Genomic DNA, 14,119 nt, shown 5'->3' on the forward strand with positions numbered 1-14,119 from the left:
AAGTCTCCCCAGAGGGCCGCGCGGCCGCTCGACCGACGCTCGACCGCGGCCGCGCGGCCGGTGCCTCGGCCATGGGGCGGAAGGCACATGATGCATTTGTCGGTCGTGATCGCTAGCGTTCCGCGCAACACGGCGGCAGGGGCTGAAAACCCCCGCCGAACTCAACCGGTCATGGACGGCGGAAGGCGGAGCGTTGGGTTGGCTGACGGCGGGCGACGGGTACGAGGTCGCCCTCATAGATGGTCGGGTCGCGGCGAGAGCCACCTCCGGCAGGGCGGCGGGGCGGCAGCTGAAATCGCTGCCCAAGGCGTTGCGGGAGCACCCCGAGGTGGACCGGCTGCGCCGCTTCGCCGAGTGGCTCGACCGGCACGCCGCCGCGTGCGTGGCGCAGGTGGACGTCTGGATGGTGTCGTCCCTGCCCGTCCCGACCGGGCTGCTGGCCCGCGTGTGGCCGGACGAGGCGTGGCAGTCGGCCCTGCGCGACCTGGCCGTGGTCGGTGACGACCCCGACGAGGTCGGCTTCCTGCGGGACGCCACCGACTCCGGGCAGCTGCGGGTGGTGAACCTGGACGGCGAGACCGTCCGGCTGTCCCCGCGAACAGTGACCCTGCCACACCCCGTGCTCCTGCCCGAGCTGGACGACCTCCGGGAGTTCGCCGCCGAGCTGGGCGTGGTCCAGAAGGTCGAGCAGATCCACCGCGCCACCTGGCGCAAGCCCGCCGACCTCGGGGAGAAGGCGACCGACGTGACGGAGTTCACCGGGGGCGGATACGCCTCCCGGTTCGCTCTGGCCGCCCGGGCCACCTCACTCGGCTACCGGGTGTCGGGAGGCTACGCCACGTGCCGGGTCCGCGACGCCGGACGGATCGCGGAGGCGGCCGTGTGGATCGGCGAGCCGTACTGGGACGACGAGGTGACGACGGGCGGCCTCACCTGGCACGACCAGGACGGCAGAACGCTCCGGTTGCGTGAGGTCGGCCCGGTGGCCTGGTCGGAGGGGATGCGGATGGCCGCGGCGCTCTACGCCGGGCGCCAGGTCGAGGAGGGGAAGGACGCGTGAGCGAGGACATGTTGCCGGCGGAGGCCAGGGCCGAGGAGCTGCTGAAGGCCGGAGCGGTGCTGCCGCCGGACACCGAGGGGGCCGGCGAGCGGGCGGTGCCGCTGACCGCCCGGCGCTACCGTCACCCCGGGCTGGACGGCCGGGTGGTCGTCCGCCTGGTCGCCGGGGAGCTCGGCGCGGCCGAGGACCTGGCGGCGGGATTCCTGGGCCTGGAGCCGGACGGTGAGCCCGCCGTCGTCGGGCTGGGGTCCCGGCGCTCCCTCGGCTTCCCGGAATGGGTGCTGGTCAACCACCCCGAGGACGGCCACCACGCGCTCGCCGTCGTGCCCGAGCTGGAGCGCACGGCCCGGCAGGCGAAGTCCAAGCCGAAGGCCGCGCTGGACACCTACCAGCAGCTCGCCGGCCAGCTGGCCGCCGCCGTCCCGCACTTCCTGCCCACCTTCTACGAGCAGGCCGGCCGGGTGTTCCTGGCCGTGGAGAACTCCACCTACGCCGCGCAGATGTTCGCCCACGCGCGCAAGGCCGAGGCCGAACACGGGCTCGCGGTGGACGACGACCGGCTCGACGCGGTGTTCCTGGAGTTCGCGCTCGCGGGGGCGCTGTCGGTCAAGGTGCTCTCCGGATACGCCAAGGACCTGGCCGACCGGCTGCCCGCGGACGAGGCGCTGCGCCGGTTCACGCGGCTGTGCGTGCGGCGCACCGCCGGAGGGCTGCCGCCGTCGGCGCAGATGGCGAGCGATCTGCGCAAGCTCGCCAGGGCCGCCGGCGCGGACGCCGACCGGGAGGAACAGGCATACCTGGCCGAGCTGCTCGGCCTGCCGGCCACCCAGCGGGCCGTGACGGGCTGGTGGAAGGCCCACAGTGCGGCGATCGCGTCGCTGGGCCGGCGGGAGCCCGAGGTCCGCGGGACGCTGCTGAACATCATGCCGCAGGCCAGGGACAAGGAGCTGGCGAGCGTGTGGCTGGAGGTGATCGAGGAGTCCGGCGCCGCCGCCGGCCTGGCCGGCGGCGAGGTGCCGGAGCGGGAGCGGCCCGCCGACGGCACCGCGGGCTGGCTCGACAGGTTCCTGCAGGCGCGTAACCACGCCTGGGGGCTTCCGCCGCGCCTGCCCGGTCTGTACGCGCTGGTGGAGCGGGTGGCCGACCGGCTGCGGGCCGAACTCGCCGATCCCGGCCGCACGGCGCTGTCGGCCGACTACGACGTCGACCTGCTGGACCTGCTGCTCGCCCTGGACGTCCCCGTGGCCGATCCCGTTGAGCAGCGGGGGCTGCACCTGGAGCACTGGGCGGAGGGCACCGGCCAGCGCGATCTGCTCGCCCTGGCCGCCGACCCCCGCTTCCGGCCCGCCTTCCAGCGCGGGGCCGACGGGTTCGACCACGACGAGGACGGCCTGCGGGCCGTCCGCCTCCTGGCGCGGTCCCCCGGAGGGCGGCCGATGCTCGCCGAATGGATGCGGAAGGTGGCCCTGCGGTCGTCGGCCGCCGGACTGCCGGAGCTGCCCGACGCCATGCGGCGGCTGTCCTGGCTACCGGGCGAGGCGCTGGTCCTGGCCGAGGAGGAGGTACGCCAGGCAGCCGGGACGGACGTCGCGCTGGTGCTCACCCGGACGCTCCGGGCCGGGCTGTTCGACGAACTGGGCTGGCCGGCCTGGGACGAGGCGGCCGAGACCCTCGTGCCGAGGAAGGACGTCGACGACCTCGTCGTCGCCGACGCCTGGCCGCATCTGATCGTCGCGGGGTCCTCGCAGGTCCGGGTGCTCGGCGCCGAGGGCACCGTGCTCACCCACGACCTGCGTGTCCCGAGCGGGGACACCTGGAGCAGCGACCACGGCTACCACTACGTGGACGGCGAGCTGCTCGTCTACTGGTACTCCCGGCAGCTCGACGGGATGCGCGGTTACTGGCACACCTCCGCCGACCGGATCCAGCCGCTGGAGGGGGGCGGCAGCACCCGCGGGACGCGCATGAACTGGTATCACGGCGACGATCCGGTCACCCTGCCGCTGCCCGGCGGTGGGCGGACCACCGGCCTGGGGATGCTGCACCCAGGAGACACCACCCTGCCCGACGAGCGGTCGGTGATCACCGACGGCACCTCCTTCTGGGCGTGGACCTGGGACAGGTCGGATCACGAGAGCACCGGATGGTACGAGTACGACCCGATCAGCGGGGAGCAGGGCAGGAAGGGCCTGCCCGGTTTCCTCGCCGACGCGCTCCGCACCGCCCCGGCGGGCAGCGCGTTCCGGTCGGGCTGGCTGCTGCCCGCTCCTTCGGACGAGCCCACCCCTGTCGGCACCTCGGTGGACGGCCTGTTCGGCTGGCGGGTGGTGCGGCTGCCCGACGGATCGATGCGCGGTGAGGACCTCTCCGGACGCGCCGTGACCGTGGCGGACGGTTCCGGAGCCCCGCTGCGCGCGCTGACGTTCCCCGGGGACGACCGGCCCCGGGCCGTCGTGAAGAACGGCGGCTACCAGGTCGACCTGGTCGACCCGGACGGCGTCGTCACGGCTGTGGCCAAGACGGACGACGCCCCCGGCCCCTTCGCCGCCGGCACGCTCATCCTGCCGCCGCCGCGCTACTGGCACTGCCTCCGGCCGAGGGACCCCGAGGGCTCCGCGCTGCTGCGCCGCACGGACCGGGACACCTCGGTGGCCCTGCTGGAAGCGGCCGGCACCAGGGGTGAGATCGGGGAGGAGAAGCTGCGGACGCGGATCCGGGCCATCCTGCCGCAGGTGAGCCATGAGGCGCTGGTGGCCGGCATCGCCGGGATCGTGCGCTTCGCCGCAGCCCGGCAGGCCGAGTTCCACGCCGTCGCGGCCCGCCTCTCCGAGGCGCTCGCCGGCGGCCACCGGGAGGAGTCGCCCACCGGTCCCGTGGACCGGCTGCTCGACCAGGCGCTCAGCGGCCTCGGCGCCTCCGACGGCCGCTCGTGGTACCGCCAGGACCTGGACAGCGCCTTCCGGCAGATCCAGTCGATCGGCCGGGCGCTGGCGGCCGATCCCCCGGAGGCGGCCCCGGACCGCCTCCACCTCGACCTGCCGGAGTGGCAGCCCGCGGCCCTGAGCTGGGTCCCCCTGCTCGACCACGCCGCCGCCCTGGCGTTCCGGGCCGCGGCGGTGGCGATCGAGGAGGAACACCGCACCGCACTGCACGGGCTCCTGTGTGAACTGCGCGACCTCGGGCTGCCCACCGCGGCCGACCCCTCCCGATGGCGCCAGATGACGCTGCACCTCGACGGACACCACCTGCCCACGGTCGACGGCGACTTCCGCCACGGCACGTGGCTCGGGGCGCTGCCGCTGGGCGACGGCGCGCTCATCGCCTTCGTGAGCCGGTCGTCCCCGGACGACTCCGGCTGCGTGTGGACGGCGCTGTTCCACGACCCGGCCGGCCGGTTCGAGGTCCCCCGCCCCTACACCGTCCGGTCCTCCTCTCCCGTCGGCGACGCCCGGCGGGCGGGCTGGCTGGAGGCGTTCCTCACCGAGCTGGCCGAGCGGGGCCAGGCGCCCTGGCGGCCCGAGGCCGCCGAGGAGTTCGCCCGGCTCACCGGCGTCTCCTCGACGACCGCCCGGCTGATCGTGGCCGGCCTGCCGTACGTGGACACCTACGAGCGGAGCTTCCTCAGCAAGGAGGCACGGGCCACGCTCGGGGTGAAGATCACCGATGCCGTCATCGCCAGGGACGAGCTGCGCAAGGTGAGCGTCGCCGCCCGGCGTGCGGTCGTCGCGGCGCTGCTGCCCGAGGACCCCGCCCGGCTCTGGACGGACGGCCCGGACGTGGCCGGCGCGGCGGAGGTGTGGAACGGCGCGGTGGGGCGGCAGGCGGCGATCCCCGAATGGCTGCTCGGCGAGGCGGCCCGCGCGGTGCGGACGGGATGGGACGCGGGCCGGGCGCTGCGCGCCCTCGCCGACCCGGCCGCCACGCCGGAGCTGAACCGGGACCTGGTCTGGCGGGTCGACGGCGACCGGGTCCGCCCCGTCGACGGTGAGTCCGCCGGGTTCACCGCGAGCGCGCTCGTCATGGCCGTCGTCACGGCGGGCTGGCTCGCCCACCGGCTCCCCGCCGGGGACCCGATCCGTGCCGCCCTGCCGGGCACGCTGGCCGCGGTCCGCGACCGGCTGGCCGGCCCGGAGCTGGTGCTCGACCTCGGACGCTACGTCGACCTGCCCGAGTTCCGGAAGGTCGCCGGAGCCCCCACCGAGATCGGCGAGGGCTACGAGAGATACGGCGCCGTCATCATGGCCACCCATGACCACCGCCCGGCCCCGGGCGTCCGCACGGCTCTGCTGGACGCGGCCGGCGACGACCCCTACCTGCGCGCCCTGGTCGGTTCCGAGGGGCCGTTCCCGGCCGTGACCGCGCTGCGCACCGCCCGCGACCCGCGCTTCGAGGCACTCCTGGCCGATCCGGGCGACCCGGTGGAGGGGGAGCGGGACGCGGCCGGGACGTGGTGGCCGCAGGACCCCACCCGGTCGGTGCCCGACCTGGTCGTCGAAGTGGCGAAGGAGCACGGCCTCGGCGAGGACGCCGCAGCCGTATATCTGACGCTGCTGGCCATGCCGGACCCGACCGACCGCAACCTCGCCCGGTGGACGGGCTGGAAGCCAGCCCGGCTCAAGGAGGCCCGCGCCGAGCTGGCCGCCACCGACCTCGTCGTCGGAGCCAGCCGGGCGCGCGCCGGGCGCGCGCTGTTCCTGCCCGGCGGCTGGACGGAGCTGCGGACGCCGCGCCTTCCGCTGGAACAGTGGAAGCTCCCCCTGTTCGATCTGGACGGGAGCTCCAGCGTCCCGCTCGTGCCGGTCCAGCCCGCCGCCGACCTGTACCGCAGGGCCTGGCAGCGGGTCCGCGACGGCGACGCCCCCCGGTTCGAGGAGCTCAAGATAAAGCGCGGAAGGCGCCGCTGAGCCCGAGCGCCGAGCGGGTGCGGCCCGGTCCGATCCGGCGGCCGCACCCGCGCCGCCGGATCGGACCGGGCCCTGCGCCCACCGCCGCGCCGGGGGACACCCGGCGCCGGCCACGCCGCCCGTCCCGGGCGGCGTTTCAGACATCCATCATCCAGAGCACGAGGACTTCACTTCATGACCCTGACCGACGACCAGACGACGGCTCCTCCGGCCCGGCAGGTGCTCGCGGCCGAGGAACGGTACGCCACCGAACTCGCCTTCCTCGCCGCCCACGACGACGGGCCCCGCCCGCCGGGCTGGACGCTGACGCCACGCGCGGTGGTGACCTTCGTCTGCGGCAGCGGCGACGAGACGCTGGAGCTGCCGAAGAGCCGGCGCGTGACGGTCGACGACGGCGTTCCGGCCCGGTTGCGGGTGGCCGCCAAGTTCGTCGGCGAACGCGCCCTGGTCGAACGGTGCGTGGTGACCCTCGCGGGGGAGCGTGGCCTGCTGCTGGTCGGCGAGCCCGGCACCGCCAAGTCGATGCTGTCGGAGCTGCTGGCCGCCGCCGTGTGCGGGACCAGCGCGCTCACCGTCCAGGGCACCGCCGGGACGACCGAGGACGCCTTCCGTTACGGCTGGAACTACGCCCTGCTGCTCGCCCAGGGCCCCAGCCGGGACGCGCTGGTCGACTCCCCGGTGCTCACGGCCATGCGCGCGGGACGCGTCGCCCGGGTCGAGGAGATCACCCGCTGCCTGCCGGAGGTGCAGGACGCCCTGGTGTCGATCCTGTCCGACCGGCGGCTCAGCGTGCCCGAACTCGCCGGCACCGCCGACGCCCAGGTGGCGGCCGCCTCCGGCTTCACCGTGATCGCCACGGCCAACCTGCGCGACCGCGGCGTCTCGGAGATGTCGGCGGCGCTGAAGCGACGGTTCAACTTCGAGACCGTCGACCCCATCTCGGACGCCGAGGCGGAGACCTCCCTGGTGCGCCGCCAGGCCACCTCGGTCGTCCAGCGGGCGGGTGCCGCCTTCGGCGTGGACGACGCCGTGCTCGACGCGCTGGTCACGGTCTTCCGCGACCTGCGCTCCGGCCGCTCGGACGAGGGCTGGGACGTGGAGCGGCCCGGCACGGTGATGTCCACCGCCGAGGCCGTGCAGGTGGCCGCCTCACTGGGGGTCGCCGCGGCCTACCTGCCGGGCGGCGATGTCCTCGACCTGCTGCCGGGACACCTGCTCGGCGTCGTCCGCAAGGACGACCCCGCCGACCACGGGCGGCTGCTCGGCTACTGGGACGGCCCGGTGCGCCGCCGTGCCGAGGACGGCTCCGCGATGTGGCGCAGGCTCTGGGACCTGCGGGAGAACCTCCGTTGACCGGCCACAACGGACCCGGGCCCAGCCAGGACGCCCGGCCCTCCGGCCACGACGCCGATGATGCCCGCGACGCCCGGGACGTCCGGCTCTCCGACCGTGATGCCGGCGGAGCCTGTGACGTCCGGCCCTCCGGCCACGACGCCGGTGATGCCCGCGACGTCCGGCCCTCCGACCGTGATGCCGGCGGAGCCTGTGACGTCGACGACGCGTGGGGTGCCGACCCCCGGCGGGCGGTCGACGCACTGGCCTCCTCCGCCCGGCCGTACCTGCTGGGGGTGCGCCACCACAGTCCCGCGCTGGCCGTGGCCCTTCCCGCGCTGCTGGAGGCCGCCGACGCCGAAGTGGTCTGTGTCGAGCTGCCGGTGGACTTCCAGCCGTGGTTGCCATACCTGGCCGACCCGGGGACCCTCGCGCCGGTCGCCCTCGCCGGGGCCGCGGGGGAAGGGAGTCTCGGCTTCTACCCGTTCGCCGACTTCTCCCCGGAGCTGGTGGCGATCCGCTGGGCCTGGAAGCGCGGAGCGGAGGTGCTCTGCTGCGACCTCCCGCTGGCCGACCCCGGCTGGCACGCGTCCGACACCGTCCCGGCGTCCGGTACGGCGCGGCCGGCCGGCACGGATCCGGTCCCGGCACCGGTGGACGCGGGTCCCGACGCGGCTCTGACTTCGACGGCACCGGTGGACGCGGGTCCCGACGCGGCTCTGACTTCGACGGCACCGGTGGACCGGGACCCCGCCCCGGTGCCGGACGGATCCGGCCCGGACGCGCTCCCGGCCCCGGCGACCCCGGCGGATGCGGTGGTCTCGCGGGGGAGGTCCTTCGCCGGCGCGCTGGCCGCCTCGGGCACCGGCCGCGAGGGGGACGACATGTGGGACCGGGCCGTGGAGGCCCTCGCTCCCGGATGCGGACCCGAAGCGGTGCGCCGCGCCGCCCTCGGCGTCGGCTGGGCGCTACGCAGGGACGCCGAGACCGCAGGCGGTGTGCCGGCCAGGGACATGGCGCGTGAGGCGCACATGCGCCGCGTCCTCGCCGGCGCCGCGACCGGCGGGCGGCGCGTCGCGGCGGTGGTCGGCGCCTTCCACGCTCCCGCGCTGATCACCTCCGGCACCGTGGAGCGCGTCCCCGACGCGGCGGAGTCCGTCCCCGACACCGCGCTGATCACCTCCGGCACCGCCGCCCCCGTCCCCGACGCCGTGGAGCCAGGCCGGGCCGGCACGGACGGCACCGCCGTACCGCCTGGTGCGGCGGGCGGCCACGCGGCTCCCGGGCGGCTCTCCGCGGCAGCGGGCGATCACCCGGCTCCCGGACGGCCGGGCATGGGTGACGGGCTCGCCTCTCTCGCGGCCACCCCGTCTGCGGGGGCCGGCGCGCCGTCCGCCACCTCGCTCGTTCCGTACGCCTTCGACCTGCTCGACTCGCGGTCCGGTTACCCGGCGGGTATCCGTGACCCGCGTTGGCAGCAGGCGGTGTTCATGGCGGGCGGTGACCCGGACCTCGTCAGGGACGGCGCCGCCCGTGCGATCACCGACCTGTGCCGGGAGCTCCGCGCCGCCGGCCACACCGCGGGCACCGGGGAGGCCGTCGAGACGCTGCGGCTCGCCTGCGACCTGGCGCAGCTACGTGGGCTACCTGCCCCGGGCCGGGGCGAGCTGCTGGAGGCGGTGACGACCGTGCTCGGCCAGGGCGAGCCTCTGGGCCGGGGGCGGGCCCTGGCCCGGGCCCTCGACGCGGTGTTCGTCGGTACCGGCCGCGGCCGGATCGCGCCCGGCACGCCGCGTTCGGGGCTCGGACCCGCCGTCGAGGCCGATCTCGCCGCGCTCCGGCTCCCGTGCCCGGACAGCCCCGAGCGACGTGAAGTACGCCTGGACCCGCTCCGCTCCGATCTGGACGCGCGCCGGGAGGTCGTGCTGCAACGCCTGCTGGTCTGCGGCGTCGGCTACGGTGAGCCGGTCGAGGTGACCGGGACGGGTGACTCCACCGCGCTCACCACCCGGTGGCGGCTCTCCTGGACCCCCGCGGTCCCGGCCCGGCTCGACCTGGCGGGCGTGCGCGGCGTCACCCTCGCCCAGGCCGCCGCCGGCACGCTGCGCGAGACCTTCCGCCGCGAGTCCGCCGAAGGGGGGCCCACCTGCGGCCTGATCCTCGGCGGCCTGCGCGCCGCGGCCCGATGCGACCTGCCCGACCTGGTCGCCGACCGCCTCGCCGACGCCGCCGTCGCGCTCCCCGCCACCGCCACGCTCGCCGAACTGCTCGACGCTCTCGACCTGCTCGAGGCGCTGCGCCGCCGGCACCTCCCCGGCACCACGCCCGAGGGCCGCGAGCGCGCCGCCGAGCTGGCCGGCACCCTGCTGGAGGCCGCGGTCCGCGCGCTTCCGGGCCTGGCCGGCAGCGATCAGCCGCAGGACGCGGCCGCCCTGGTCGCCCTCGCCACGCGCGTCGGCGAGGAGCGCCTCGGGCTGCGGATGGACGACGCCCTGGCCGCGCTCGCGCGCACCGCCTCCCCCCTCATACAGGGTGCGGCCCTGGCCGCCCGGGTCCTGCTCGACCTGGACGGTCCGGACACCCTTGGAGCCCGGGCCGCCGGATGGGTCGGCGCCGCCACCGGCCCGGACGGCCGCCATCGCCTGAGCCGCCTGCTGACCGGCGTGCTCACGGCCACCGGACCGCTGCTCCAGTCGGCGCCGGCGGCGCTCGACCCGCTCATGGACCGTGTCGACGGCCTCACCGACAAGGAGTTCCTCGACCGGCTGCCGGCGCTGCGCGGGGGGTTCGACACCCTCACCCCCGCCGGCCGTACCCGGCTGCTGGGGGCCGTGTCCGAGCGGCTCGGGGACAGGCTCGACCTGGCGCTGAGCGCTCCGCCCGCGCTGCTCGCGCTCTGGAGCGCCGCCGACTCCGCCGGGCTGGCCGCACTGCGGGCGCTCCGGCTCCCCGTCCCCGCCCTGGCCGGCACGTCATCCGACGCGCCGCGACCACCTGCGCCGCGACCACCTGCGCCGGACCGCCGGACCGCACGGGACGGCGGGCAGACGCGGGACCCGCAGCCGGCGCGGCCGGAGGCCGACGCGGTGACGGACGACGATCCCGCCCCGCGCAGGCTCCCGCCGGCCGACCGGTGGCGGCTGCTGCTCGGCCGGGAGTCCGAGCGGCTCCCGGCCGGTGCCCGCCCCTACGCACGCGCGCTGGACGAGCTGTACGGAGCGGGCCGGGGCGAGGGCGCGGACGACTTCGGGCGCGGCCCCGGGGGAGGGGGCGACTCCGGCGGCCGGGGAGAATCCTTCCCCACCGCCCGAGAGTGGGCGCGGGAGCTGGAGGCCCTCTTCGGGACCGAGGTGCGCGAGGAGGTGCTGGCCCGGGCCGCCGACGCCGGACGGACCGACGTGCTCGCCGAACTCGACCCGGCCGCGGTACGGCCCTCGGTCGAGCTGCTGACCTCCGTGCTGTCGCTGGCGGGAGGCCTGCCCGAGCAGCAGCTCGCCAAGCTCCGGCCGCTGGTCCGCCGCCTGGTCGCCGAACTCACCAGAGAACTCGCCACCCGGCTGCGGCCCGCCCTGAGCGGGCTGGCGACGCCGCGCCCGACCCGCCGTCCAGGCGGCCGGCTCGACCTGCCGCGCACGCTGCGGGCCAACCTGCCGTACACGCGCCGCATGGACGACGGCCGGCTCGTGGTCGTCCCGGAGCGGCCGGTGTTCAGCACCCGGGCCCGCCGGGAGGCCGACTGGCGGCTGATCCTGGTGGTCGACGTGTCCGGCTCGATGGAGGCGTCGGTGATCTGGTCCGCGCTGACCGCCGCGGTCCTGGCGGGTGTGCCGACGCTCTCCACCCATTTCCTGTCGTTCTCCACGGAGGTGATCGACCTGACGGACCGGGTCGCCGACCCGCTCTCCCTGCTGCTCGAAGTACGGGTCGGCGGTGGAACGCACATCGCCGCGGGGCTCGCCCACGCCCGCTCGCTGGTCACCGTACCGAGCCGCACGCTTGTCGTGGTCGTCAGCGACTTCGAGGAGGGCTACCCGATCGGAGGTCTGCTCGGCGAGGTCCGCTCCCTGGCCGGTTCCGGCGTTCATCTGCTGGGCTGTGCCGCGTTGGACGACAGCGGCGTCCCCCGCTACTCGGTCCCCGTCGCCCGGCAGCTCGTCGCGGCCGGCATGCCCGTCGCAGCCCTCAGCCCGCTCGCCCTCGCCCGATGGGTGGGCGACCGCCTCCGCGGAGAACCCCGGTGAATTCCCCCACATCAACCGTCACCCCCGGCCGGACAGCTCCCACCGGCGGCGCCGCACGTGGTCGCCGCGGCCGTCGAGAGCCTCACCTCCAGGCTCCGCAAGAAGCTTGACGCGGCGATCGAGCAGTATGCCGCCACGCCCGCCGTCGCCGACGGCACGGACATCCGGATCGGCTGCGGCGAGGACGCGGTGGTCACCCTCTCGCCAGGGGCGTCGGGCGCGATCGTCGACGACGGCCAGGCACGGTGCAGCTGCCTCCTGGCACCACGGTGCCTGCACCGCGCGGCCGTGCTCAGCGCCTGCCCGGTGGCCGACGCCGACGCGGCTGCGGACGCGGACGCAGGCGTGGCCGCGGCCCCGGACACAGCCGCCGGCACAGACACAGCCGCCGGCGCCGGCGCAGCCGCGGACGTGGTGCCCGGGCCGCTCGGCGACCGCGGCTCCGGGGCGGGGAACCCCGTCGCGCGTGCCGATCCGTCACCCGCCGGGACCGGGAGCGGCGCGGTCGCGGGGCCCACCGCCGCGCAGGTCGCCGCCGCCTCGGGTCTGTGGGCCGCCGCTGCCGCCGTGCTGTCGGCCGGGGTGCCCGCGGCGGGCGCGGTACCCCAGGCGGAACTGCTCAGGGCCGCTCATACCGCGCGCCTGGCCGGGCTGCCCAGGGCCGAGGCCGCCGCCCTGCGCGCCGTCCGCGACCTGCGGGCGGCGCGTGGCCGCCACGACGGCCACCGCCTGGCGGACCTGGTGTCCGCACTCCGCGACCTCCTGCTCACCGCGGGCCGGTTGGCCGCGGCCGACCCCGACCCGGTGCTGATCGGCGACGTCCGCCGGAGCTACCAGCCGGGCGGGAGCCTGCGCGTCCACGGCGTCTTCCGGGAGCCGGTGATCAGCGGAACCGGCTACGGCGGTGTGGTCACCCACCTCGTCACGGAGGACGGCCGCTGGTTCTCGGTGGCCGACGTCAAGCCGGGCGGGCCGGCCCGTGCCCGTGGCGCCGCCACCGCGCCCGTCGCCATCGGCCCGGCCACGCTGAACCACGCGCAGCTGGCGCGGGCGGGCCTGCTGATCGCCGGGGCGACGGTCTCGGCGGACGGCCGTCTCGGGGCGGGTGGCGGCGTGCGCGCCACCCCGATCACCGGCATGTCGTGGACAGCGGGACCGCTGGCCGCCATGTTCGCCCGGCCGCTGGCCGCGGCGGTCGGCGCGCGGCTCTCCGCGAGCGCCTGGAGCGAGTCGGAGATGGAGGAGAGGGTCCGAGAACCGGTCGGGTGCGATCTGGTGATCGTCGGCGCCGCGGGCGATCACGTGCTCGCCCGCGAGCTGCTGCCCGCCGGCGTGCCGCCGGAGGGACCCGAGCCGGAGGCCGACGGTCCGGCGCGGCAGCCGCCGACGACCGTACGGTCCGACGGCCCGCTGATCCGGCTCGTCGCGGCCGGTTCCCATCCGTCCCTGGCCCACGTCGCCAACCTGCGGCAGCTCGCCTCCCGACCCGGCATGCTCGTACGGGTGGTCGCCAGGCTGGACCCCGACCGGGCGGCCACCCTGCGCCCGCTCGCGGTCGGACCGGTGCCGGGGGCCGAGGCGACACTGCGGCTCCCCGCCGAATGGCAGGGCCACGCTGACCTCGGGTACGACCGCCTGCAGGGCGCTCATCTCCCGCCGCCTGACGTCTGCCCGCCGTGGCAGGCGGACTCCGAGGCGGCGGCGGACCCGGTGGCCGACGCCCCACTGTGGCGGGTCCGGCGGCTGGTCGAGCTCGCCGTCGCCGGGGGCCGGCGGGCGGTCGCCGAGAGCGCGCGCGGCGACTCCCGCGACCAGGGGGTTCCGCTGCGCCGGGCGGGGTTCGCCGCCGCCGCCGAGCTGGCCGCCGCGCTCACCGCCGAGGCCGACCGCCGAGGCCGCGACGTGTTCGGGCGGTTGACGGACTCCGGCCCCGACGGGTACGCGTGGGCATGGCTGGCGACCGCGATCCACCTCGCGGCCGCGGAGCAGGCCCTGGTCGAGGCGTCCTGGCAGGCCGCCGAGGCTTGACCGACCGCCTCGGCGCGGAACCGGCGGTCCCGCGGGCCCGCGACCGTCCTCGGCCGGGCCCGCGGATCTCCGACCCGGGCCGTCGGCGTACGCCGGGGACGGTCGCAGGCCATTGGGAACGGCTACAAGTCAGCCACAAGTGCCGGTCGGCATCATGGCTGCCGCTGGAGGGACGGCGCGCAAGGGAGCAAGGCCCCGCCGTTCTTCCAGCGGTCGGAGCAGAAGCGGGGGCCGCGGCCCTCCGCCTCCTACGCGGAGACGGAGGGCCGCGGCCCCGGTGCTCATATGAGCAGGTCCGTTTTCGTCGGGAGCAGCCATGGTCACCACCACGCGTCGCAGAGGGATGCTCGTCGTACTTCGCGGGCGCGCGGGCGGCTGACGGAGTACGCCGCCCGCGCGCCGCCCCGGATCCGCCCTCGCGGACGGGGCGTTTTCATGTGCCTCCGCTTCATGCGCCTCCACAGCCCAGAACACACCCAGCCATACGAGGAACAGCTGATGACTGAACGGATGACAGGTGCCCAAGCCCTGGTCAGGGCAGTGGAGGAGCTCGG

At 76.3% G+C, this 14,119-nt stretch carries 5 protein-coding genes; all 5 read left to right on the plus strand.

All coding sequences use genetic code 11. The features are described from left to right. The first annotated feature begins 193 nt into the window (after positions 1–193). The 5 genes from J2S55_RS36085 (at position 194) to J2S55_RS36105 (ending at position 13,565) form a co-directional block, all read left to right on the plus strand. On the plus strand, positions 194–1,060 hold the full coding sequence (locus J2S55_RS36085) for a DUF4132 domain-containing protein (protein ID WP_306870273.1): 867 nt from the start codon (positions 194–196) through the stop codon (positions 1,058–1,060). After that, a complete protein-coding gene (locus J2S55_RS36090; protein WP_306870276.1) occupies positions 1,057–5,964 on the plus strand; it encodes a DNA-binding protein in 4,908 nt (1,635 codons plus the stop codon). Before J2S55_RS36085 ends, J2S55_RS36090 begins: the two co-directional genes overlap by 4 nt. A gap of 174 nt (positions 5,965–6,138) precedes the next feature. Continuing rightward, entirely contained in the window at positions 6,139–7,317 is a 1,179-nt protein-coding gene (locus tag J2S55_RS36095) for an ATP-binding protein (RefSeq protein WP_306870279.1), read from the plus strand. Then, positions 7,314–11,537, plus strand: a complete 4,224-nt coding sequence (locus tag J2S55_RS36100; protein WP_306870281.1) for a vWA domain-containing protein — start codon at positions 7,314–7,316, stop codon at positions 11,535–11,537. The genes J2S55_RS36095 and J2S55_RS36100 overlap by 4 nt, the downstream gene beginning before the upstream one ends. Positions 11,538–11,594: 57 nt before the next feature. Beyond that, positions 11,595–13,565, plus strand: coding sequence for an SWIM zinc finger family protein (locus J2S55_RS36105; RefSeq protein WP_306870283.1), 1,971 nt, complete (start codon positions 11,595–11,597; stop codon positions 13,563–13,565). Positions 13,566–14,119: the final 554 nt, after the last annotated feature.

Source organism: Streptosporangium brasiliense (assembly GCF_030811595.1).
Classification (GTDB): domain Bacteria; phylum Actinomycetota; class Actinomycetes; order Streptosporangiales; family Streptosporangiaceae; genus Streptosporangium; species Streptosporangium brasiliense.